This is a genomic window from Bradyrhizobium sp. GW821-FHT13H06, assembly GCF_058803975.1.
Map to the genome: position 1 here is coordinate 195,192 of NZ_JBXAPN010000007.1, position 21,647 is coordinate 216,838.

The following is a 21,647-nucleotide window of genomic DNA, read 5'->3' on the forward strand; positions in this document are numbered from 1 at the left end:
TTCCTGCCTTTTCTCTTCTGCTGTCAGGTTTTGGGTTCTTTTTCGTTCTTGTAGGGCGGGCGCGGAATGTTCTGGTGCGCGGCGCGCAAGGCCGCCGACCAGCGCGAGCGCAAATCGTGGAAATAGGGTTCGCCCGCCTCGATACGGTGGTTGAGATCGGCTTCGCAGGCGTCCGTGCGCACTACCAGCACGTCGATCGGCAGGCCGACGCCGAGATTCGAGCGCATGGTCGAGTCCATCGAGATCAGGCCGGTCTTCAGCGCCTCGTAGAGCTCGACGTCGTAATGCATGGCGCGGTCGAGCACCGGCTTGCCGTATTTGTGCTCGCCGATCTGCAGGTAGGGCGTGTCGGTGGTGCACTCGATGAAATTGCCGGCGGTGTAGACCATGAACAGACGCATGCGCGCGCCCTTGATCTGGCCGCCGAACAGGAAGGAGACGTCGAAGGACACGTCCTCGGATTTCAGCGCCGGTCCTTCGGTGGCATGCACCGCCCGGATCGCCCGGCCGATGCGCTGGGCGGCCTGGAACATGGTCGGCGCGTTCATCAGCGTCTCGATCTCGCCCGTGTTGGGATCCTCCAGGCCTTCGGTCAGGGTGGAGAGCACCGACTGGCTGATCGCGAGGTTGCCGGCGCTGGCGATCGCCATGATGCGCTCGCCGGGCTTGGAGAAGATGTGCAGCTTGCGGAAGGTCGAGACGTTGTCGAGGCCGGCATTGGTGCGGGTGTCGGCGATCATCACCAGACCGTCCCGAACCAGGATTCCGCAACAATAGGTCATTTCCAGTCCCCGAACGCGTTTGCGCGGAATTACTAGCCAATTTCGGCAGCCGCTCCAACCCCCGATTCCGGTCGTCATTCCGGGGCGTACGCTGCGCGCTCCCCGGAACGACAAGGAGCAAACGGCTCAGCGCTCGGCTCCCGCCTCAATCCGCGGCATCGACCAGAAACGCCTCGTCGACGGGCACGCCGAGCGCCGTGACCAGCCGGTTCGTCTCCGCGGCCATGCCGACGATGGCGAGCAGCTCGCCATATTCGGCCTCGGTCATGCCCTTGGCCCGTGCGGCGGCCGTGTGCGAATGAATGCAGTAGCTGCAGCCATGCGCGATCGAAACCGCCACATAAAGCATTTCCTTGACCTTGGGATCGAGCGCACCCGGAGCCATCACTTCCTTGATGCTCTCCCAGGTCCGCCGCAGCGTCTTCGGATCATGCGCCAGCGCCCGCCAGAAATTGTTGACGAAATCCGACTTCCGCACCATCCGGATGTCGTCGAAGACGGCGCGCGCGTCGGCGGAGAGTTCGTCATCCGAAAGCAGTTTTACAGTCGCCATGGGCTACCTCGCTGGTCTGGTCTGATCCCGCGATTGTAGCACGGCGCATGCGCTCGTCCGGTAGCACCTAGCTCTGCCGCTGGGACTGCGATTGCGACTGCCCGCTGCGGCTGGTCTGCTCGACCTTCACGGCCACCGCCAGCGTTTCCGTGCCGCCGCCATAGCGCGTGCCACGCACCGGGGCCGCGCCGAGATAGTCGAGCCCGATCGCAACGCGCACATGGGCGTCGGTGGCGCAGATGCTGTTGGCGGGATCGAAGCCGACCCAGCCGAGATCGGGCACGTAGGCCTCCGCCCAGGCATGGCCGGCCTCCTGATGCGCCGTGTCGTCCGATCGCAGAAAGTGCCCGGAGACGAAGCGCGCCGGCACGCCGCCGGCGCGGGCGCAGGCGATGAAGATGTGCGCGTAATCCTGGCAGACTCCGCGCTTGAGCGCGAACGCCTCCACCGCGGACGTGCCACTGTTGGTGGGGTCTTCGTCGAACGTCATGTGATCGGCAATCTGCGACATCAGCGCGTGCAGGAAGCCCAGCGTGTCGCTCTCGGCCTCGCTGCGCAACTGGCGCGCAACCGCCGTCATCGCCGGATTGACGGAGGTGAGGTCGGTGGAGCGCAGGAACATCCCGGCCGGGAAACGCTCGTCCGTGCCGCGCAGCACGCCGCCGGTATCGTGAGTCTCGATCAGCCCTTCTGCCGTGATCTGGATGTCGCCGACAGGTCCGCAGGACAGCACGTGGGTGACGTTGCCGAACGCGTCCTCATGCATGTCGAGCTTGGTGTCGGTGGAGACGTCGATCTGCCATTCCGCGACGTATTGCCCGTCATGACTGCCAGGCGTCATGCGCAGGATCTGGATCACGCTGGTGGCCGGCGGCTCGTAGCGATAGGTCGTGATGTGCTGGATTCGCAGGCGCATGGTGTTTTGATCCGTCATTCCGGGATGGCGCGAAGCGCCAGACCCGGAATCTCGAGATTCCGGGTTCGATGCTTCGCATCGCCCCGGAATGACGAAAGGTGAAGGTTTCAGTCTCGGCTAGATCAAATACTGCTTCGTGATGATTTCGCCCAGCCTGGAATTGTCCGTGATGAATTCCTGAATGAATTCATGCACGCCATGCTGGAAAATGTCGTTCATATTGCTGTGTTCCAGCCGGTTACGGATGCCGCGGGCGTGGCGCTGGGCCGGGCCCTGGCGGCCATAGGCGACGCCGATCTGGTCGAGGTTGCGCACGAGGTTGCCGTAGCAGCTGGCGAGCGAGCGCGGCAGCGTGTCGTTGAGGATGAGCAGATCCGCGATCAGCCACGGCTTCAGCGTCTCGCGATAGACCCAGTGATAGGCCGTCAGCGCCGAGACCGAGCGCAGGATCGAGCTCCATTGATAGAAGTCGAGCGGGCCGCCGACATGCTCCTCCTCGGGCAACAGCACGTGGTACTTCACGTCGAGAATGCGCGCGGTGTTGTCGGCGCGCTCCAGATGCACGCCCATGCGCGAGAACCAGTAGGCGTCGTTGCGCAGCATGGTCCGGTAGGCCGAGCCGTCGAAGCGCAGCGAGGTCTCCTGCACGAAGCGGAGGAACTTGGCGAGGTCCTCGCGCGTCGAGGCGCCCTTGCTCCACACCGCCTGAAGCTCGATCCAGGCCGAGTTGATGGTGTCCCACATCTCGCTGGTGAGCGCGGTGCGCACCGAGCGCGAGTTGAGCCGCGCCGCCTCGATGCAGTTCCTGATCGAGGACGGATTGTTCGGCGAGAACGAGAGATACTCGACGACGTTGTGCTCGTTGGCCTCCTCGTAGGTCTGATAGAAGCTGGCGGCGACCCCGGCGGTGAGCAGCGCCGAATCCCATTCATTGGTCTTGCCGATATAGGCGGCGGGAAGCGCGGTGACGCGCAGCGTCGCATCGATGGTGCGCGCGAGATATTCGGCCCGTTCGACGTAGCGGGCGAGCCAGTAGAGGTTTTCGGCGGTACGCGACAGCATCTCTCTACTCGTCCAGGATCCAGGTGTCTTTGGTGCCGCCGCCCTGGCTTGAATTCACCACCAGGGACCCTTCCTTGAGCGCGACCCGTGTAAGCCCGCCCGGCACGATCGTGGTGCTCTTGCTGCCCGTCAGCACGAAGGGGCGCAAGTCGACATGGCGCGGCGCGAGGCCGGATGCGGTGCAGGTCGGGCAGGTCGATAGCGCCAGCGTCGGCTGCGCGATGAAACCTTCCGGCTCGCGCTTGAGCTTGTCGCGGAAGGCTTCGATCGTGGCCTTCGTGGCGGCGGGGCCGATCAGCATGCCGTAGCCGCCGGAGCCGTGCACTTCCTTGACGACGAGCTCGCTCAGATTGTCCAGCACATAGGCGAGGTCCTTCGGCTCGCGGCAGCGCCAGGTCGGCACGTTCTTCAGGATCGGCTCCTCGCCGAGATAGAACTTCACGATGTCGGGCATGTAGGAGTAGATCGCCTTGTCGTCGGCGATGCCGGTGCCGACGGCGTTGGCGAGCGTGATGTTGCCGGCCGCGTAGGCCGACATCAGGCCGGGCACACCGAGCACGGAGTCGGGACGGAAGGTGAGGGGATCGAGGAAATCGTCGTCGACACGGCGGTAGATCACGTCGACCCGCTTCAGCCCTTCCGTCGTCCGCATGAACACTTCGTTGTTCTTGACGATGAGGTCACGGCCTTCGACTAGCTCGATGCCGAGCTTGTCTGCGAGGAACGAGTGCTCGTAATAGGCCGAGTTGTAGACGCCGGGCGTGAGCAGGGCGACGGTCGGCTCGCTGGAGGCGCTTAGCGGCGCGACCGAGCGCAGGGCTGAGAGCAGCTCGTCCGGGTAGCGCTCGACCGGCGCGACCTTGTGGCGGGCGAACAGGTCCGGAAACAGCCGCATCATGATCTCGCGGTTTTCCAGCATGTAGGATACGCCCGACGGCGTGCGGGCGTTGTCCTCCAGCACGATGAAGTCCTCGGCGTCGACCCGGACGATGTCGATGCCGGCGATGTGCACGTAGACGTCGTGCGGCACCTGCTGGCCGTTCATCTCGGGACGGAACACCGGGTTCTGGAAGATCAGATCGCCGGGCACGATCTCGGCGCGGAGGATGTCGCGGCCGTGATAGATGTCCCGCAGGAACATGTTGAGCGCGCGCACGCGCTGCTTCAGGCCCTTCTCCAGCAGCGCCCATTCCTTGCCGGACATGATCCGCGGGATCACGTCGAAGGGGATCAGGCGCTCGGTGGACTCGGAATCGCCGTAGACCGCGAAGGTGATGCCGATCCGGCGGAACAGGAGCTCAGCCTCCTGGCGCCGATATTCGAGGGCTTCGGGGGGCGTTTCCTTGAGCCAGCGCGCCAGCTCCCGATAGGCGGGGCGAAGGTCTCCGCCGGCAATATTCATTTCGTCAAACGCGACTGCCATAGAATCCGACTGTTCTCCCTGGCCATGCCGTGAGAGTGCATGACTTCCCTAGGAGGTAGCAAGGGCCGGGCCAGCGCGATAAGCATGGAGGAGGGGCATTTGCCGGCGACGGCCGCGGGCTTGCCTGAAAAAATGGCTGAGGACTGCTTATTTCAGAAGCAAAACCACGTGACTTCAACGCGTTACCTCGGCAAAGTCGGCGTCACAGGTGAGGGACTTAAGGCATGAGCGACATCGTCACGGCGGGCATCCTGGTCATTGGGGACGAAATCCTGTCCGGCCGGACCAAGGACAAGAATATCGGCTTCATCGCGGAATACTTGACCAATATCGGCATCGACCTGAAAGAGGTCCGGATCGTTTCCGACGACGAGGCCGACATCATCGCCGCCCTGGACGCGCTGCGGCATCGCTACAGCTACGTCTTCACCACGGGTGGCATCGGACCGACGCATGACGACATCACCGCCGATGCCGTCGCCAAGGCGTTCGGCGTCGGTATCGACCACCATCCGGAGGTCGTCGCCCGCTTCCGCGAGCGCTGGAGCGAGCAGGACCTCAACGAGGCCCGCCTGCGCATGGCCCGCATCCCCGACGGTGCCGAGCTGATCCAGAGCGCGACCATCCTCGCTCCCGGCTTCAAGATCGGCAACGTCATCGTCATGGCCGGCGTGCCGTCGATCATGCAGGCGATGATGGATATCGTCTCGCCCAAGCTGAAATCGGGCGTGCGCATGCTCTCCGAATCGGTCCGCGCCAACGCGCGCGAGGGCGACATCGGCGGTCCGTTGCGGGCGATCGCCGCAGCCCATCCCGACACCATCATCGGCAGCTATCCCTTCATGGACGAGGAGCAGAAGCCGAACACCAATCTGGTGGTGCGCTCGCGCGATCCGGAGAAGCTCGCCGCGGCGATGGCGGCGGTGAAGGAAATGCTGGCGGGGCTGAACATCACCCGCTAGCAGAAGACGATCGAGACGAATGGAGACGACGATGGGTGAAGCACCGGAACTGAGCGCGCAGGAGCGCGCAGGCAGGCCTTTTCCGGTTTCGTGGGACCAGTTCCACCGGGATTGCCGGGCGCTGACCTGGCGACTGAACGAAGTCGGCCCGTTCCATGCGGTGATTGCGATCACACGCGGCGGCCTGGTGCCGGCGGCGATCGTGGCACGCGAGCTCGGCGTGCGCGTCATCGATACCGTCTGCATCGCCAGCTACGACCACACCAAGCAGGGCGAGCTGAAGGTGCTCAAGGGCATCTCGGACGAAGTTATGAAGCTCGGCGGCGGCACCGGCAGGGGTCTCCTGATCGTTGATGATCTCGTCGACACCGGCAAGACCGGCAAGCTGGTGCGCGAGATGCTGCCGGAGGCCCATTTCGCCACCGTCTACGCCAAGCCGATGGGACGCCCGCTGGTCGACACTTTCATCACGGAAGTGTCGCAGGACACCTGGATCTTCTTCCCCTGGGATACCGCGTTGTCCTATCACCCGCCGCTTCGCGACGGGGCGGCGTGACCAGAGCGAGTGGCGAGTAGCGAATGGCAAGTAGCAGCTCCTCCACTCGCAATTCGCCATTCGCTACTCGCCCCCTTCAGAACCGTGTCACCCCGACCGGTGACATCATCGCCACCCCGCATCGCGGCCTGTTCACAGGCAATCGCGGCATCATCCACGATCCCGCGACGAAGACGCTTCTGAAGAAGCGCTGGTCGTCGCCGGCGTGGATCACCTGCCTGTGCGAATTCCGTGGCTGGCGGCGGCCGGTGATGGCACGGCGGAGCTGGACCGAGCTGTTCTTCCTGGACGAGGCCACCGCCTTTGCCGCGGGCCATCGTCCCTGCTTCTTCTGCCGCCGGGACGATGCCATGCGATTCCGCGCCGCGTGGGAAGCGGGCAATGGTGCAAGCGGCATCAGCGCGAAGACGATGGATGCCGCGCTGCATCGCGAGCGTCTCCATCGCGGCCGCAAGCGGTTGCATCCGCTCCCGATGCCGTGGCCGGACTTGCCGGACGGCGCGATGGTGCACCAGGGCGAAGAGAGCTTTCTGGTGGTGCAGGGCAGGGTGCTGCTGTGGTCGCCGGCAGGCTATGCCAGCGTTGAGCGTCAGCTCGATGACGCAAAGCTCCTGACGCCACCGTCAACGCTTCGGGCGCTAGACGCCGGCTACCGGCCCACGCTGCATCCGACGGCGCTCAGCTAGGCCGCGCACTCGACGCTGTCACGGACGAGGCGGCACCACTCCCCATGATCTCTTATTGCGGACCATGAGGCGTGGTCGACATTTTCTTACTCGTTCGGGCAGCCGTTTCGGCGACGACTATACTCTCTTTATATCATTGTCCCGGCGGTCCCATCGATCGGCTACACCCGGCAACTTATCTTCTCGTGCAGCATCGAGGAGAGTCAAATGCTGAACTTTCTCAGCCGTATTGACAGATACATGACGAACAACATGCACGAGCACGGCCGATATCTGCTCGGGCTGGAGTCGCTCGACGAGCATGCTTGCAAGGGTGATCACCCGCACGACGTCATCAGAACGGCCGGGCCGACGACGGGTGCCGGGACGTTGCTGTCGCGAAGTTAGGCTGTGGCTCCGCGCTGTTGAGTCCATGCCCTCGCGCGAAAGCCTGATCCGGAAAAGTGCGCAGCGGTTTTCCGAAAAGATCATGCTTAAACAACAACCTGAAGCGCGATGACGCTAATCGCATCGCGCTTTAGGTCGGCGACGTCAGCCTGGCTTCTCACGCAAGCTTCTCGCGCGCCAGCGCGGCGCCGGCGCCGAGCGCCATCAGCTTGGCCTCGGCGATCTCCCGCCGCATCGGTGCCATGCCGCAATTGGTGGTGGCGATGATGTTGCTCTTGGGCACGAATTGCGACACCGCGTCGATCACCTTCACGACGTCCTCGGCGGTCTCCACCGTGTCGCTGGCGACGTCGATCACGCCGGCCTGCACGATCTTGGTCTTGAGCAGCGCCAGCAGGTCGAGCGGCACCTTCGAATTGCGGCACTCGATCGCAACCTGCTGGATCGGGCTCGCGTCGATTGCCGGGAAGATCTGCTCGTACTGCCGCCATTGGCTGCCGAGCGTTTCCTTCCAGTCGGTGTTGGCCTTGATGCCGTAGCCGTAGCAGATGTGAACGGCGGTGGCGCAGGTGAGGCCTTGCGCAGCGCGCTCCAGCGCCTTGATGCCCCAGTCGTTGACCTCGTCCATGTAGACGTTGAAGGCCGGCTCGTCGAACTGCACGAGATCGACGCCGTCGGCCTGCAAGGCCTTGGCCTCCTCGTTGAGCAGCTCGGCGAAGGCAAAGGCCATCTTCACGCGGTCGCCATAGTAGCGATCCGCAATGGTGTCGATGATGGTCATTGGGCCGGGCAGGGTGAACTTCAGCTTCTTCCTGGTATGTGTGCGCGCCACGCGCGCTTCAAAGGCATGGACGCGTCCCCTCAGCCGGAGCGGGGCGACCACCTGCGGCACCATCGCCTTGTAGCGGTCCTTGCGGATGCCCATCTCGACCTTGTGGGCGAAATCGATGCCTTCGATCTTCTCCAGGAATCCGTGGACGAAATGCTGCCGGGCCTGCTCGCCCTCGGTGACGATGTCGATGCCGGCGTCCTCCTGGATCTTCAGCCAGATCAAGGTCGCATCGCGCTTGGCCCGGAGGAGCTCGTCGCCCTGCGACTTCCAGGGCGCCCACAGCATGTTGGGCTCGGCCAGCCATTCCGGCTTCGGCAAGGAGCCGGCGATCGTGGTTGGAAACAGCATGGCGGCCCTCCCGGCAGGTTGTGTTGCGCCTCTTCCTGCCATGACTTAACGTCGAGGTACAGAACAACAAAAGTCGCTCTCTATTCCGACGGCGATGACAGGGAAGGCCCAAAGGAAAGGCCAGGGGAAGGGTCGTGATCGATCTCTATTACGCGCCGACGCCGAACGGCTGGAAAATCTCGATCATGTTGGAGGAACTCGGGCTTCCCTACAGCGTGAAGCCCGTGAACATCCGCGCCGGCGAGCAGTTCGACCCCGAATTTCTCGCGATCTCCCCGAATAACCGTATCCCGGCCATCGTCGATCATGATCCTGCCGACGGCGGGCCTCCGTTCTCGGCCTTTGAGACCGGCGCCATCCTGATCTATCTCGCGGAAAAGACCAGCCGGTTCTTGCCGACGGACTTGCGCGGGCGCTCGACCACGATCCAATGGGTGATGTGGCAGATGGCCGGGCTCGGACCGATGCTCGGCCAGCATGGACATTTTGCGCTCTACGCGGCGGAGAAGATCCCCTATGCGATCGAGCGCTATCGCGACGAGGCAGCGCGGCTCTACGGCGTGCTCGATCGCCAGCTCGGCAAGACCGGAGCCTTTGTCGCCGGCGACTATTCCATCGCCGATATCGCCTGCTTTCCCTGGACCATGACCCACAAGGCGCAAGGCTTTACGCTCGACGACTATCCGAACGTGAAACGCTGGTATGCCGAGGTTCGTGCGAGGCCGCAGGTGCAGTCCGGGCTCGCGATCGGCAAGTTCGTGAAAGAGCCGTTCGACGAGGAATCACGCAAGATCATGTTCGGCCAGCGTGCGAAGGAGCTGTTAGGAAAGACGTAGTGCCCGTTCCTCATGGTGAGGAGCGCCGCAGGCGCGTCTCGAACCATGAAGGCCCGACTATCGCGGGTGGCCATCCTTCGAGACGGCCGCTCCGCGGCCTCCTCAGGATGAGGTCCGTCAGCAAAGGAAACGCCATGATCGAATTCTTCTTCGACTGTTCCAGCCCCTGGACCTATCTCGCCTTCCACAACATCCAGCCGCTGGCCAAGGGACTAGGCGCCGAGATCGTCTGGCGGCCAATCCTGGTCGGCGGCATCTTCAACACGGTCAACCCGAGCGTCTACGCCCAGCGCGAAAAGCCGGTGCCGCTGAAGGCGCGCTACATGACGAAGGATCTTCAGGACTGGGCGCGCTCGGCGGGGCTTGCGATCAAGATGCCGCCGACGGTGTTCCCCGTGAACAGCGTCAAGGCGATGCGCGGCTGCATCTGGCGCGGCAAAGACGTCGTGCCGTTTGCGACGGCCGTGTTCGAGGCCTATTGGGGCGAGGACAAGGATATTTCGCAGGATGCGGTGCTCGCCGGGATCTGCAGGAAAATCGGGATCGACGAGCAGAAATTCCTTGCCGGCATTTCGGAGCAGGGGATCAAGGATCAGCTCAAGGCCAATACCGAGGAGGTCGTCGCCCGTGGCGGCTTCGGCTCGCCGACGATCTTCGTGAACAAGACCGACATGTACTTCGGCAACGATCGCCTGCCGTTGATCCGCGAAGCATTGCTGCGCAGCAAGGCGAGCGCGGCCTGATGGTACGCGCTGTCGTATGCCGCGCGCTCGGTGCGCCCGAGACGTTGCGGCTGGAGGAGTTTCCGCCCCGCGCCCTGAAGCCGGGCGAGGTGCGCGTCGCGATCCGCGCCGCCGGGCTGAATTTTCCTGACGTGCTGATGGCGGCCGGCGACTATCAGCTCAAGCCTGAGCTGCCGTTCACGCCCGGGATGGAAGCTGCCGGCGATGTCACCGAGGTAGGACCGGAGGCAAGGGGCGTTTCGGTCGACGACAAGGTCATCGTCAAGATGCGCCATGGAGCCTTCGCTGATGAGGTGGTGGTGACGCCGGCCCAACTCACGCCGATGCCGTCGACGTTCGACTATGCCGAGGCCGCGACTTATCTCGCCGGCCACGGCACGGCCTATCACGCGCTGATCGACCGCGGCCGGGTCGAGCCGGGTGAGGTGCTGCTGGTGCATGGCGCCGGCGGCGGTGTCGGTCTTGCCGCCGTCGAGATCGGCAAGATGCTGGGCGCGATCGTGATCGCGACAGCCTCGAGCGACGAGAAGCTTGCGATTGCGAAATCGCGCGGCGCCGATCATCTCGTGCGCTACGATCAAGAATCGTTTCGCGACGCGGTCAAGCGGATCACCGACGGCCGCGGCGCGGACGTCGTGTTCGATCCGGTCGGCGGCCAGGTCTTTGAAGATTCCATGCGCTGCATCGCTTGGGGCGCCCGGCTGCTGGTGATCGGCTTCACCGGCGGCATCGGTTCGGCCAGGACCAATCTCCTGCTGATCAAGGGCGCCAGCGTCATTGGCGTGCGCGCCGGCGAAGCGGTGCGGAAAAATCCTGCGCTTGGCGAAGCGCGCCTGAAGGCGCTGCTGCAATGGGCGGAGGAGGGCAGGCTGCGCCCCAACGTCTCGCACCGCCTGCCGCTGGAGGATTACGCGAAGGCGATGCGGCTGTTGCTCGATCGCAAGGCGATCGGGCGGGTGGCGCTGGTGATGGAGTGATGTTCCTCACCGTCATTCCGGGGCGCCCGGAGGGCGAACCCGGAATCTCGAGATTCCGGGTTCTCGCTTCGCGAGCCCCGGAATGACCGTAAGCTATTTGTACTCCCGTTCCGTCCACCACGGGAAGTAATCCGGCATGTCGGTCGAGACCTTGTTCTTGAACTGCGCCGGACGCTTCTCCAGAAACGACACCACGCCTTCCTTGACGTCGTCGGAGCGGCCGCGGGCGTAGATGCCGCGGCTGTCGACCTTGTGGGCCTCCATCGGATCGTCGGCGCCCATCATGCGCCACATCATCTGGCGGATCAGCGCGACCGAGACCGGCGCGGTCTTCGCGGCGAATTCCTTGGCGAGCGCGCGGGCGGTTGGCAGGAGATCATCCGGCGGCACCACCTTGCTGACGAGGCGCCCCGCAAGCGCCTCTTGCGCCGGGAAGACGCGGCCCGAATAGCACCATTCCAGCGCCTGCGAGATGCCGACGATGCGCGGCAGGAACCAGCTCGAGGCGGCCTCGGGCACGATGCCGCGCTGGGAGAACACGAAGCCGAAACGTGCGGCCTCCGAGGCAATGCGGATATCCATCGCGAGCTGCATGGTGACGCCGATGCCGACCGCGGGCCCGTTCACCGCGGCGATGACGGGCTTGAGGCACTTGAAGATCCGCAAGGTGACCTGGCCGCCGCCGTCGCGCACCTGCGGATCGCTGTAATCGACCCTGCCGTCGGCGAGACGCTTTACAGGTCCGCGCCGCGCGTCGCGATCGAACGTGTCGGCACCGGACGAAAGATCCGCGCCCGCGCAAAAACCGCGGCCGGCGCCGGTGACGATGATGGCGCGGACGTTGTCGTCCTTGTCGGCGGCGTCGAACGCGTCGATCAGCTCTGCTTGCATCTGTGCATTGAAGGCGTTGAGCTTGTCGGGCCGGTTCAGCGTGATGGTGAGGATCTGTTCGGCGACCTCGTATTTGATCGTCTCATACGCCATGGCGGTTTCCTTCCCTGTTTCTTTATCGGTCTCTCTAGCACGTCATTCCGGAGCGCGCGACTTGGCCGCCGAAGCTCGCAGAGCGAAGGCGGAAGGCGCGAACTACGGTGCGCAATTGCGCACCCGAGAATCCATTTCTCCGCACCACTTGTGCGGATGAATGGATTCCGGGCTTGCGCCAAGAGGGCGCAACCCGGAATGACGACGCTGCGATCAATTGGCCGGCGGCTCGGGCCAGGGCCGCTGCGGGCCACGCAGGCCCTCGAACGCCTTGGCCATGCCGAGCACGCCGATGTCGTCGAAGCGCCGGCCGACGATCTGCACGCCGATCGGAAACCCCTTGGCATCGAAGCCGCCATTGACGGAGATCGCGGGGTTCTCCGACATATTCCACGGCACGGTATAGGCGATGTGTTCGAACGGCTTCATGGGATCGTTGGTCGGCGAGGCCCATTCCGCCGGATAATTCACGTTCGGCGCGGTCGGCGAGATCACATAGTCGAGCTCGCAGAACAGCTTTGACGCCGCCGCGCGGATCGCCATGGTCTGGTTGAAGCCACGGATCACGTCGACGCCGGAGAGGCTGGCGCCGGACTCGCCCCACTTGAAGATGTAAGGCAGCACCTTTGCCTGCTCGGCTGGCGTCAGCTTCGACAGATCGTCCCACATCCGCGCGCGCCAGAAATTGTCGAGGCCGTCGAGCATCTCGCGCGTGAGGATGCCGTCGACCTCGGTCACGACGGCGCCCGCGGATTCGAACGCCTTCGCCGCCTTTACCGCGACCTCGCGCACCGGTTTCTCCAGCGGCAGGCCGCAGCCGGGATCGAGCATCAGGCCGATGCGCAGTTTTCGCGGCGATTTCTCCAGCCCCTTCCAGTTGAGGGGTTCGGCCGGCAGGCTCATGCCGTCGCGCCGGTCGGGTTTTGCGATCGCGCTCATCATCAGGGCGCAGTCGTCGACCGTGCGCGTCATCGGGCCGGCAACGCGGCCGACATAGGTGGGATCGATCGGCACGCGGCCGAAGCTCGGCTTCAGGCCGACGAGCCCGCACCAGCCGGCTGGCAGCCGCACCGAGCCGCCGATATCGGTGCCGAGATGCAAGGGACCATAGCCGGCCGCTGCGGCCGCGCCTGCGCCAGCGCTGGAGCCGCCGGGATTCTTGGTGAGGTCCCAGGGATTACGCGCCAGCGCATGGAAGCTGGAAAGCCCGGAGGACAGCATGCCGTAATCGGGCATGGTGGTCTTGGCGAAGATGATCGCGCCGGCCTCGCGCAGCCGCGCAGCCGGCGGGGCGTCCTTCTCGGCCGGCACGAGCTTGACACTGGCCGCGCCCAGCGGCACCGGCACGCCCTTGGTCGCGATGTTGTCCTTCACCGTGACAGGCACGCCGTCGAGCGCGCCGGACGGCTCGCCGCCGGTCCAGCGCGCGGTCGAGGCCTTTGCGGCCTCGCGCGCGCCGTCGGGATCGAACGCATAGAGTGCCTTGAGGTGCGGCTCCCACGCAGCGACGTGCGCGAGCAGGTCCTCCAGCACCTCGCTCGGCGAGAACTGCTTTGCACGATAGCCTGCGATCAGATCGACCGCGGACAGATCGTGCAGCGAGGTGACCGCCTCTTCGACGCTCTTTTTATGCATGGGCCCCCACCGGCATGCGCGTCTCGATGATGCGGGCGAACATGCTGGCGCCGATCGGCAGGATCTTGTCGTCGAGCACGAAGCCGGGATTGTGCACGGGCACCGAGCCGTCATGGCCGACCCAGAAATACGCGCCGGGTACGGTCTGCAGCATGTCGGCGAAATCCTCGCTGCCCATCTTCGGCTGGGTGCGGGTGATCACGTTGGCGGGATCGACGATGGTGCGCGCAACCTCCTCGACCACCTTGGACTGCTCGACCTGGTTGACCAGCACGCCGAACGTGTCGCGGATGTCGACGTCGATCACGCACTGATAGGCGTTCGCAATGCCGGCGCAGATCGTGCGGATGCGCTCGCTGATCAGGGCGCGGACTTCATCGGAAAAGGTGCGGATGGTACCGCAAAGATGCGCGTCGCCAGGAATGACGTTGTAGGCGGAACCCGCATGGATCTGCGTGATCGAGATGACCGCGGCCTGCAGCGGATCGACGTTGCGGCTGACGATGGTCTGGATCGCCTGAGCCAGCGTGGTCGCGATGATCACCGCGTCCTTGGAGCGCTCGGGCATCGCGCCATGCGCGCCGTAGCCGGTGATGCGAAGGTCGAAGAAGTCGGCACCGGCCATCGCCGGGCCGGGCAGGATCGCGATCTCGCCATGGTTGAGATCGGGCGCGTTGTGCAGGCCGTAGAGCTCGTCGCAAGGAAACTTCTCGAACAGGCCGTCCTTGATCATCGCGCGGGCGCCGCCGAGGCCTTCCTCGGCGGGCTGGAAGATCAGGTGCACGGTGCCGTCGAAATTCCTGGTCTCGGCGAGGTAGCGCGCGGTGCCGAGCAGCATGGTGGTGTGGCCGTCATGGCCGCAACCGTGGAAGCGGCCGGGGATCTTCGAGCTCCACTTCAGGTTGGTGTTCTCCTCCATCGGCAGCGCGTCCATGTCGGCGCGCAGGCCGATGCGCTTGCCGCTCGAACCCTTGCCCTTGATGACGCCGATCACGCCGGTGCCGCCGAGGCCGCGATGCACCTCGATGCCCCAGCTCTTCAGCTTGTCGGCGACGATGCCGGACGTGCGCACTTCCTCGAAGCCGATCTCGGGATGGGCGTGGAGGTCGCGCCTGATAGCGGTGAGTTCGTCGGCGTAGCCGTCGATGCGGTCGATCGTGGGCATGTGTCCTGTCCGGTTAGCGTGAGGGAGGATCGAAAACAGGGCCGTTCGGCTTGATGCGGATGCCCGGCCGCAGCCGCGTCCAGGGCAGGGAAGCCGTGTCGGCCGGCATTGCGCCGGGCGCGGCACAGATCATCAGCTTCTCCGCGATCGGCTCGAAATCGGCGCGGAAGTGTACCGAGCTCTTGTTGACCAGGATCTTCTCTCGCGTCGGCTCGATGCCGACATAGCGATACATCGCCTGGTCGGCGAGCTGCGCCTTGTGCGAAGAAACGACCACACGGACGTCGCCGATGCGCAGGCACGCGGAGGGACCCATCTCCATCTCGCGGCCGCCGTAATAGGGGCCGGGCGCGATGAAGCGGCCGTCGGAGAGCTTTTCGACCACGAAGGTCTCGCGATAGGGCTCATCGCCGGGGATGCCGGACTTGCCGCCGAGCGAGAGCGTCACGCTGGCGCCGATGCCGGCCGCATGCGCGGCCCTGGCCGAGTCCGGATCGTAGATCGCGCCGGTGGCGGCGCTCGCCTTGTTGCGCACCAATGCGCGCAGCATGCCTGTCGTGTCGGAATCGCCGCCGGCGCCGGGATTGTCCTGGGTGTCCGCGATGATGATCGGCTTGCTCGCATTCCGAGAAAGTTCCATGGCATGGCGTACGCCATCGTCAGGCGACCAGATCTTGCCGTCGAAATCGTCCTCGTGGCTTTCGATCAGCTTCACGATCGCATCGGCCGCGCGGTCGGCGTCCGCTTGCGTCTTGCCGTAGGCGAATACGCTCGGCCCGCAATCGCGGAAATCCGCGGCCGGGAAGCCGGGCGCGAAAGAGAGTGTCGGAACCGCATCGCCCTCCAGCGCGGCGAGGTTCTCGTAGATGCCTCTGGTCGGCTGGTCGTTGGTGCATTGCCAGCTGATCGGGATCAGGAACGGCAGTTGCCGGAACGCCTTTGCGAAGCGCTGCTTCGTCTGCAGCAGCAGCGCCAGATGTCTTGCGCAGGCGCGGCCGGTCTCGGCCATGTCGACATGCGGATAGGTGCGGTAGGCGATCAGCGCGTCGGCATGCTCGATCATCTCGGGCGTGACGTTGGCATGGAGATCGAGGCTGGTGACGAGCGGAACATCCTTGCCGATGACGCGGCGCACGCGCGCCAGGATCTCGCCTTCGCCGTCATCGAGATGCTCGGTCACCATGGCGCCGTGCAGGTCGAGATAGACCGCATCGATCGGACCGGCGGCTGCGATGCCGTCGACCATCACCTTCACGATGCGTTCGAAGGCGTCCTTGGTGACATGGGCGGAAGGGCTCGCCCCGCAGGCAATCGTCGGAACGAGTTCCCAGCCGCTGGCTTCAGCGCTGTCGACGAAGCCGGCGAGGCCGACATTGATGCGCCGCATCACCTTCAGCACGTCGGCGCCTTCCGTCATCGCCGGCCAGCCGCCGCCATGCCGGAAGTCCGCGAATGTCGCCTTGGTCGGAGCGAACGTGTTGGTCTCGTGCAGGAAGCCGCCGATGGCGATACGTGTCATTCAGTTCAGTCCCGATTGAAAGTGCGCGACGTTAGCCTTGGCGCGAAGGAGAGAGCAAGGCGGGAAGCACTCTCGCCGTGCATGGCCTCAAGCTGTTTTGGGAATGCTGCGGACGCGGTGCATGTTGTGAGCCGCGACGTTTCCACATTCTCAGTGTCGTCCCCGCGAACGCGGGGACCCATAACCCCAGGGAGGAGTTTGGCGAAGATACGTCGTCCGCGATTGGCACCGCACGTGACCGGTAGATTCCGCGGTATGGGTCCCGGCGTTCGCCGGGACGACAGCGAGAATGTTGCTAGAGTGTGGCCCCCATGCCTTCCGCCACCGGCCGGAAGTTCGCAAAATCCCAGCCTCGCCCTGGTGCGGCGTCCAGCAGCGCCTTGGTGTAGGCCTGCTTCGGATGCGTCAGCACTTCGGCGGCGGGACCCTGTTCGACGACGCGGCCATGCTGCATCACCACGACCTCGTCGCAGATTTGCGCAGCGACGCGCAAATCGTGGGTGATGAACAGGATGGCGATGCCGAGCCGATTCTGGATCTCGTCCAGCAGTTCCAGCACCTGTGCCTGCACGGAGACGTCGAGCGCGGAGACCGCCTCGTCCGCGACCAGCACGTCCGGATCGAGCGCGAGCGCGCGTGCGATGGCGATGCGCTGGCGCTGGCCGCCGGAGAACTGGTGCGGATAGCGCGACACGGCATCTGCCGGCAGGCCGACGAGCTCGAGCAGCTCGCGTGCCCGCTTCATCGCATCGGCCTGGGAGACGCCGTAGTTGATCGGGCCTTCCGCGATGCTGTCGCCAACGGTCACGCGCGGGTTCAGCGAGCGGTAGGGATCCTGGAACACGATCTGGATCTTCTGCCGGTGCGGCTGGAGCAGACGGCGCGAGATGTCGGCGATCTCGCGACCGGCGAGGCGCACGCCACCGGAGGTCGGATCGATCAGGCGGACGATGCAGCGTGCCACCGTGGACTTGCCCGAGCCGCTTTCGCCGACGATGCCGAGGGTGCGGCCCTTGCGCAGCGTCAGCGTGACCTTGTCGGCGGCGACGACCTCGCGGCCTTTGCCGAAGAAGGCGCGCTCCTTGTAGACCTTGCTGAGCTCGTTGGCTTCCAGCACCACGGGCTCGCGGCTGTCCTCGCGCGGCGCTCGCGGCACCAGGCTCGGTACCGAGGCGAGCAGGTTGCGGGTGTATTCCATGGTCGGATTGCGCAGCACGGTGTCGAGCGGGCCGGTCTCGACCAGGCGGCCCTGCCGCATCACCGCGACGCGGTCGGCGATCTCGGCGACCACCCCCATGTCGTGCGTGATGAACAGCACGGCGGTGCCGTGATCGCGCTGCAGCTCGCGGATCAACGTCAGGATCTGTTTCTGCGTGGTGACGTCGAGCGCGGTGGTCGGCTCGTCGGCGATGAGGAGCTTCGGCTCCAGCACTAGCGCCATCGCGATCATGATGCGCTGGCGCTGGCCTCCGGAGAGGCGGTGCGGATAGGAGGCGAAGATGCGCTCGACCTGGGGCAGGTGGACCTGCTCCATCATGTCGAGGATGCGCTTCTTCCGCGCTTTCCCGTCGAGATCGGTATGCGCGCGCAGCACTTCGTCGATCTGGCGGCCGACCGGCACCACCGGATTCAGCGCGGTCATCGGCTCCTGGAAGATCATCGCCATCTTGGTCGCGCGAAGCTGGCGCAGGCGGCGGTCGGTCGCGGTGAGCAGCTCCTCGCCGACCAGCTTGATGCTGCCGCCGGTGGGAACCAGCGTGCCCTTCGGCAGGAGGCCCATCGTGGTGAGCGACGTCACCGACTTGCCCGAGCCGCTTTCGCCGACGAGGCACAGCGTCTCGCGCTCGCGCACCTGGATCGAGATGCCGTCGATGATGTTCACGCCCTTCGGCTTCTTGCCGATGGAAACGACGAGGTTGTTGATGTCGAGGATGGTGTTGGTCATCACTTGCCTTCCCGCTGCTTCATGCGCGGATCGAGTGCGTCGCGGGCGGCGTCGCCGATCAGGTTGATGCTGAGGATGGCGATCGAGAGCAAGAGGCCCGGCCAGAAGATCAGCGACGGCTTGATCTGGAAATACTGGCGGCCCTCGGCCATGATGTTGCCCCAGGTCGGCGTCTCCGGCGAGATGCCGGCGCCGAGGAAGGAGAGGATGGCCTCGGTCAGAATGGCGCTCGCGCAGACATAGGTGCCCTGGACGATCAGCGGCGCGATCGTGTTCGGCATCAGGTGGCGCCACATGATCTTCGGCAGGCTGGAGCCGACCGAGATCGCGGCCTCGACGTAAGGCTCCTCGCGCGCCGACAGCACGACCGAGCGCACCAGGCGCGCCACCCGCGGAATCTCGGGAATGGTGATCGCGATCAGCACGGTCCAGATGCTGGCGCCGGACAGCGACACCACGGCGATCGCGAGCAGGATGCTCGGCATCGCCATCAGGCCGTCCATGACGCGCATCAGCACGGAATCGACCAGCTTGAAGAAGCCGGAGACGAGGCCGATCGTGAGCCCGATGACGATCGACAGGATCGCCGAGCCGATGCCGATCAGAAGCGAGATGCGGCCGCCATAGATCACGCGCGACAACAGGTCGCGGCCGTAGGCGTCGGTGCCAAGCAGGAATTGCGAGGAGGAGGGCTTGAGCCGCTGCGACGGCGCGAGCTGGATCGGATCATGCGGCGCGATCAGCGGCGCGAGGATCGAGACCACCACGACCAGCGTGAGCAGGACCGTCGCAGTCGCAATGATGGGCGTCGAGGTGAGGAATCCAAATCGCGGCCGCAGCGGCGACGTGATCGGGATGGACGACTGGGGAAGGGTATCGACCGACATTTGTATCCTTATCCTTGCCTCAGTACCGGATCCGGGGATCGAGCAGGGTGTAGGCGACGTCGATGAGAAGATTGACGACGACATAGATCAGCGACGTCAGCAGGATCATCGCCTGGATCACCGGATAGTCGCGCGCCAGCACCGCATCAACGGTGAGGCGGCCGATGCCGGGGATGTTGAACACGCTCTCGGTGACAACGACACCGGAGATCAGGAGCGCGAAGCCGGTGCCGATCACGGTGATCACGGGGACCGCGGCGTTGCGCAGCGCATGGCGCATCATCACCGCGACCTCGTTGATGCCTTTGGCGCGCGCGGTACGGACATAGTCCTCGCCGAGCACGTCGAGCATCGCCGCGCGCGTCATGCGCGCGATCAGGGCGATGTAGATGAAGGAGAGTGCGCAGGTCGGCAGGATGATGCGCTCGAAGAACGGCCCGAAGCCGTTCGAGATGCTGCGGAAGCCCTGCACCGGCACCCAGCGCAGGTCGATGGCGAAGATCTGGATCAGGAGATAGCCGACCACGAACACCGGCACCGAGAAGCCGAGCACGGACAGGCCCATCACGAAGCGGTCGATCCAGGTGCCGTGCTTCCAGGCCGCGATCACCCCCAGGGGAACGGCGACGACGACCGCGAGGACGATGGTCGACAGCGCGATCGAGATCGACGGCTCGACGCGCTGGCCGATCATCTTCATCACCGGCAGGTTGGAGATCAGCGAGGTCCCGAGGTCGCCGTGCAGCAGCTTGTTCACCCATGTGATGAACTGCACGATCAGGGGCTCGTTCAGGCCGAGCGAGGCGCGGATGCGCTCGAGCCGTTCCGGTGTCGCGTTGTCGCCGGCGAGAATCGCGGCGGGATCCCCCGGCGTCAGCCGCAGAAGCAGGAACACGAACAGCGCGACGACGCCCATCACGGGCACCGCGGCCAGAACGCGGCGAATAAGATAACCCAGCATGCACTTATCTCCGGCTACGGAACGTGTGGAGCCCTGAGGCTCCCGTGAACTCTGTCGTGTCTATCATGCCTATCACTTGGGCTGGAAAGGCCGCTCGGAGACGCCGTCCTCTTAGGGCAAATTGTGTGCCAAGGGCTGCGCCGTAGCAAGAGGCCGGCATGTCTCGGATATCGACCACTCAGGATGCATGTCGCAGTTCACGCTCAACCCCAAGTGAAGGGACCGTCGGCGGAGCGTTGAGGCCGCGCCAGCCGTCGATGGTCTGGGCGATCATCTGCGCCGTCGCGGCCGACAGAGTCCAGCCGAGATGGCCGTGGCCGGTGTTGAAGAACACGCCCGGTATCCGCCCGGCGCGCACGACCGGCATCATGTTCGGCATCATCGGGCGCAGCCCTGCCCACGGCACGACGCGCGACGTTTCGACGGCGGGGAAGTTGTTGCGCACCCAGTCGATCAGCGGCTGCACGCGGTCGGCGCGGATGTCGCGATTGAAGTCGTTGAATTCGGCGGTGCCGGCGACGCGAAAACGATCGGCGCCGAGCCGGCTGGTGACGATCTTGGCGGCCTCGTCGAGCAGGCTCACCGTCGGGGTGGCGTTGCGGCTTTCGGCGGTGTCGAGCTGCACCGTGATCGAGTAGCCCTTCACCGGATAGACGTTGACGCGCTCGTCCAGCAGGGCGGCGAAGTGACGGCTCGCAACGCCCGCGCAGACCACGACGCCGTCCGCGTTCAGTGCGCCGCGCGCGGCCGCGACGGCATCGCTCGCGGCCAGATCGGCCCAGCCGATGACGAAGCCGCTGCCGGCACGTGCGATCGAATCGATATTGGCCTCGTGGATGAAGGTCGCGCCACGCCGCTTGCAGGCTTCCGCCAGGCCGCGGGTGAACTTGTGGATATCGCCGGTCGCATCCGACGGCGTGTAGAAGCCGCCATAATAGTCCTTGCGCAGTGTCGGCTCGATGCTGCGGATTTCCTCCAACGTCACCGGGCGGCGATCGAGGCCGCCTTCCTGCAGCAGCGCGTTGACGCGCAGACCGGATTCGAAGCCGGCCTTGTCACGATAGATGTGGAGGATGCCGCGGCGTTCGAGATCGAAGTCGATCCCTTCGCGCGCCGCGATGTCGAACAGATACCTGCGCGCTTCGATCGCGAGCCGCGTGGTCTCGATGGTGTTGGCGCGGTAGTTGCCGATGTTGGCGACGAACTCGCTCATCCACGAATATTTGTGCCAGTTCGGCCGCGGGTTCATCAGCAGCGGCGCGTCGCGCCGAAACATCCAGCGCAAGCCCTTCAGGATCGTCGCCGTGCTGTTCCACACTTCGGCGTTCGATGCGGAGAGCTGCCCGCCATTGGCGAAGGACGTCTCCATCGCGGCGTAGCGGTGCTTGTCGAGCACCGTCACCTTGTAGCCGCGTTCGAGCAGGGCATAGGCGGTCGTGACGCCGGTGATGCCGGCGCCGATGATGGCAATATGGGTCATGGTGAAGT

The 21,647-nt window shown here is 64.9% G+C and carries 21 protein-coding genes; 7 read left to right on the plus strand and 14 right to left on the minus strand.

Translation table 11 applies throughout. The features are described from left to right. Positions 1-23: 23 nt before the first annotated feature. The 5 genes from AC1RQP_RS27330 to AC1RQP_RS27350 form a co-directional block, all read right to left on the minus strand. Complete coding sequence (locus AC1RQP_RS27330) at positions 24-782, minus strand: proteasome-type protease (protein ID WP_035678903.1); 759 nt, start codon at positions 780-782, stop codon at positions 24-26. Positions 783-927: 145 nt separating this feature from the next. Next, on the minus strand, positions 928-1,335 hold the full coding sequence (locus AC1RQP_RS27335) for a carboxymuconolactone decarboxylase family protein (protein WP_492939533.1): 408 nt from the start codon (positions 1,333-1,335) through the stop codon (positions 928-930). A gap of 67 nt (positions 1,336-1,402) precedes the next feature. Further along, a complete protein-coding gene (locus AC1RQP_RS27340; RefSeq protein WP_492939535.1) occupies positions 1,403-2,251 on the minus strand; it encodes a transglutaminase family protein in 849 nt (282 codons plus the stop codon). Between the two features lie 117 nt (positions 2,252-2,368). After that, entirely contained in the window at positions 2,369-3,313 is a 945-nt protein-coding gene (locus AC1RQP_RS27345) for an alpha-E domain-containing protein (RefSeq protein ID WP_028177332.1), read from the minus strand. A 4-nt stretch (positions 3,314-3,317) separates the two neighbouring features. Beyond that, positions 3,318-4,736 carry a circularly permuted type 2 ATP-grasp protein gene (locus tag AC1RQP_RS27350; protein ID WP_492939537.1) on the minus strand — a complete coding sequence of 473 codons (1,419 nt, stop codon included), beginning with the start codon at positions 4,734-4,736 and terminating at the stop codon, positions 3,318-3,320. A 224-nt stretch (positions 4,737-4,960) separates the two neighbouring features. Here AC1RQP_RS27350 and AC1RQP_RS27355 point away from each other — a divergent pair, with 224 nt between their 5' ends. The 4 genes from AC1RQP_RS27355 to AC1RQP_RS27370 all read left to right on the plus strand — a co-directional run bounded on the left by AC1RQP_RS27355 (position 4,961) and on the right by AC1RQP_RS27370 (position 7,327). Then, on the plus strand, positions 4,961-5,698 hold the full coding sequence (locus AC1RQP_RS27355) for a competence/damage-inducible protein A (protein WP_492939539.1): 738 nt from the start codon (positions 4,961-4,963) through the stop codon (positions 5,696-5,698). A gap of 31 nt (positions 5,699-5,729) precedes the next feature. Continuing rightward, the gene (gene gpt, locus AC1RQP_RS27360) at positions 5,730-6,254 is read left to right on the plus strand and encodes a xanthine phosphoribosyltransferase (protein WP_028177329.1); all 525 of its coding nucleotides are present in this window, start codon (positions 5,730-5,732) and stop codon (positions 6,252-6,254) included. A gap of 23 nt (positions 6,255-6,277) precedes the next feature. After that, on the plus strand, positions 6,278-6,940 hold the full coding sequence (locus AC1RQP_RS27365; protein ID WP_239624843.1) for a hypothetical protein: 663 nt from the start codon (positions 6,278-6,280) through the stop codon (positions 6,938-6,940). Between the two features lie 207 nt (positions 6,941-7,147). After that, positions 7,148-7,327: a hypothetical protein gene (locus tag AC1RQP_RS27370; RefSeq protein WP_492939541.1), complete on the plus strand. Its 180-nt coding sequence runs from the start codon at positions 7,148-7,150 to the stop codon at positions 7,325-7,327. A gap of 157 nt (positions 7,328-7,484) precedes the next feature. Here AC1RQP_RS27370 and AC1RQP_RS27375 read toward each other — a convergent pair whose 3' ends face one another. Continuing rightward, positions 7,485-8,507 carry a methionine synthase gene (locus AC1RQP_RS27375; RefSeq protein WP_492939543.1) on the minus strand — a complete coding sequence of 341 codons (1,023 nt, stop codon included), beginning with the start codon at positions 8,505-8,507 and terminating at the stop codon, positions 7,485-7,487. A gap of 134 nt (positions 8,508-8,641) precedes the next feature. Here AC1RQP_RS27375 and AC1RQP_RS27380 point away from each other — a divergent pair, with 134 nt between their 5' ends. From AC1RQP_RS27380 to AC1RQP_RS27390, 3 genes are all read left to right on the plus strand, one after another. Then, positions 8,642-9,343 carry a glutathione S-transferase N-terminal domain-containing protein gene (locus AC1RQP_RS27380; protein ID WP_492939545.1) on the plus strand — a complete coding sequence of 234 codons (702 nt, stop codon included), beginning with the start codon at positions 8,642-8,644 and terminating at the stop codon, positions 9,341-9,343. 134 nt (positions 9,344-9,477) lie between these two features. Then, positions 9,478-10,086, plus strand: coding sequence for a 2-hydroxychromene-2-carboxylate isomerase (locus AC1RQP_RS27385; RefSeq protein WP_492939547.1), 609 nt, complete (start codon positions 9,478-9,480; stop codon positions 10,084-10,086). Then, positions 10,086-11,063 (plus strand): NADPH:quinone oxidoreductase family protein, encoded by a 978-nt coding sequence (locus tag AC1RQP_RS27390; protein ID WP_492939549.1) that lies wholly within the window; start codon positions 10,086-10,088, stop codon positions 11,061-11,063. Before AC1RQP_RS27385 ends, AC1RQP_RS27390 begins: the two co-directional genes overlap by 1 nt. Positions 11,064-11,156: 93 nt before the next feature. On the opposite strand, the gene AC1RQP_RS27395 is transcribed toward AC1RQP_RS27390, so the two are convergent. The 8 genes from AC1RQP_RS27395 to AC1RQP_RS27430 form a co-directional block, all read right to left on the minus strand. Further along, entirely contained in the window at positions 11,157-12,047 is an 891-nt protein-coding gene (locus tag AC1RQP_RS27395) for a crotonase/enoyl-CoA hydratase family protein (protein WP_492939551.1), read from the minus strand. 213 nt (positions 12,048-12,260) lie between these two features. Continuing rightward, the gene (locus AC1RQP_RS27400) at positions 12,261-13,682 is read right to left on the minus strand and encodes an amidase (protein WP_492939553.1); all 1,422 of its coding nucleotides are present in this window, start codon (positions 13,680-13,682) and stop codon (positions 12,261-12,263) included. Beyond that, positions 13,675-14,847, minus strand: coding sequence for a M20 aminoacylase family protein (locus tag AC1RQP_RS27405; RefSeq protein ID WP_492939555.1), 1,173 nt, complete (start codon positions 14,845-14,847; stop codon positions 13,675-13,677). Before AC1RQP_RS27405 ends, AC1RQP_RS27400 begins: the two co-directional genes overlap by 8 nt. 13 nt (positions 14,848-14,860) lie before the next feature. Then, on the minus strand, positions 14,861-16,366 hold the full coding sequence (locus AC1RQP_RS27410; RefSeq protein WP_492939557.1) for a M81 family metallopeptidase: 1,506 nt from the start codon (positions 16,364-16,366) through the stop codon (positions 14,861-14,863). Between the two features lie 295 nt (positions 16,367-16,661). Further along, on the minus strand, positions 16,662-18,311 hold the full coding sequence (locus AC1RQP_RS27415; RefSeq protein ID WP_492939559.1) for an ABC transporter ATP-binding protein: 1,650 nt from the start codon (positions 18,309-18,311) through the stop codon (positions 16,662-16,664). Next, the gene (locus tag AC1RQP_RS27420; RefSeq protein WP_492939561.1) at positions 18,311-19,198 is read right to left on the minus strand and encodes an ABC transporter permease; all 888 of its coding nucleotides are present in this window, start codon (positions 19,196-19,198) and stop codon (positions 18,311-18,313) included. The genes AC1RQP_RS27415 and AC1RQP_RS27420 overlap by 1 nt, the downstream gene beginning before the upstream one ends. Before the next feature lie 19 nt (positions 19,199-19,217). Next, positions 19,218-20,159 carry an ABC transporter permease gene (locus tag AC1RQP_RS27425; RefSeq protein WP_492939563.1) on the minus strand — a complete coding sequence of 314 codons (942 nt, stop codon included), beginning with the start codon at positions 20,157-20,159 and terminating at the stop codon, positions 19,218-19,220. A 178-nt stretch (positions 20,160-20,337) separates the two neighbouring features. Continuing rightward, a complete protein-coding gene (locus AC1RQP_RS27430) occupies positions 20,338-21,639 on the minus strand; it encodes a D-amino acid dehydrogenase (RefSeq protein WP_492939565.1) in 1,302 nt (433 codons plus the stop codon). Between the last annotated feature and the right edge of the window lie 8 nt (positions 21,640-21,647).

Bases quoted from the DNA above. Each gene is read 5' to 3' on its own strand.
- AC1RQP_RS27370 (WP_492939541.1), top strand. From the start codon at position 7,148: ATGCTGAACTTTCTCAGCCGTATTGACAGATACATGACGAACAACATG.
- AC1RQP_RS27350 (WP_492939537.1), bottom strand. From the start codon at position 4,736: ATGGCAGTCGCGTTTGACGAAATGAATATTGCCGGCGGAGACCTTCGC.
- AC1RQP_RS27385 (WP_492939547.1), top strand. From the start codon at position 9,478: ATGATCGAATTCTTCTTCGACTGTTCCAGCCCCTGGACCTATCTCGCC.
- AC1RQP_RS27415 (WP_492939559.1), bottom strand. From the start codon at position 18,311: ATGACCAACACCATCCTCGACATCAACAACCTCGTCGTTTCCATCGGC.
- AC1RQP_RS27355 (WP_492939539.1), top strand. From the start codon at position 4,961: ATGAGCGACATCGTCACGGCGGGCATCCTGGTCATTGGGGACGAAATC.
- gpt (WP_028177329.1), top strand. From the start codon at position 5,730: ATGGGTGAAGCACCGGAACTGAGCGCGCAGGAGCGCGCAGGCAGGCCT.
- AC1RQP_RS27335 (WP_492939533.1), bottom strand. From the start codon at position 1,335: ATGGCGACTGTAAAACTGCTTTCGGATGACGAACTCTCCGCCGACGCG.
- AC1RQP_RS27395 (WP_492939551.1), bottom strand. From the start codon at position 12,047: ATGGCGTATGAGACGATCAAATACGAGGTCGCCGAACAGATCCTCACC.
- AC1RQP_RS27405 (WP_492939555.1), bottom strand. From the start codon at position 14,847: ATGCCCACGATCGACCGCATCGACGGCTACGCCGACGAACTCACCGCT.
- AC1RQP_RS27330 (WP_035678903.1), bottom strand. From the start codon at position 782: ATGACCTATTGTTGCGGAATCCTGGTTCGGGACGGTCTGGTGATGATC.
- AC1RQP_RS27410 (WP_492939557.1), bottom strand. From the start codon at position 16,366: ATGACACGTATCGCCATCGGCGGCTTCCTGCACGAGACCAACACGTTC.
- AC1RQP_RS27365 (WP_239624843.1), top strand. From the start codon at position 6,278: ATGGCAAGTAGCAGCTCCTCCACTCGCAATTCGCCATTCGCTACTCGC.
- AC1RQP_RS27430 (WP_492939565.1), bottom strand. From the start codon at position 21,639: ATGACCCATATTGCCATCATCGGCGCCGGCATCACCGGCGTCACGACC.
- AC1RQP_RS27340 (WP_492939535.1), bottom strand. From the start codon at position 2,251: ATGCGCCTGCGAATCCAGCACATCACGACCTATCGCTACGAGCCGCCG.
- AC1RQP_RS27425 (WP_492939563.1), bottom strand. From the start codon at position 20,159: ATGCTGGGTTATCTTATTCGCCGCGTTCTGGCCGCGGTGCCCGTGATG.
- AC1RQP_RS27390 (WP_492939549.1), top strand. From the start codon at position 10,086: ATGGTACGCGCTGTCGTATGCCGCGCGCTCGGTGCGCCCGAGACGTTG.
- AC1RQP_RS27420 (WP_492939561.1), bottom strand. From the start codon at position 19,198: ATGTCGGTCGATACCCTTCCCCAGTCGTCCATCCCGATCACGTCGCCG.
- AC1RQP_RS27345 (WP_028177332.1), bottom strand. From the start codon at position 3,313: ATGCTGTCGCGTACCGCCGAAAACCTCTACTGGCTCGCCCGCTACGTC.
- AC1RQP_RS27375 (WP_492939543.1), bottom strand. From the start codon at position 8,507: ATGCTGTTTCCAACCACGATCGCCGGCTCCTTGCCGAAGCCGGAATGG.
- AC1RQP_RS27400 (WP_492939553.1), bottom strand. From the start codon at position 13,682: ATGCATAAAAAGAGCGTCGAAGAGGCGGTCACCTCGCTGCACGATCTG.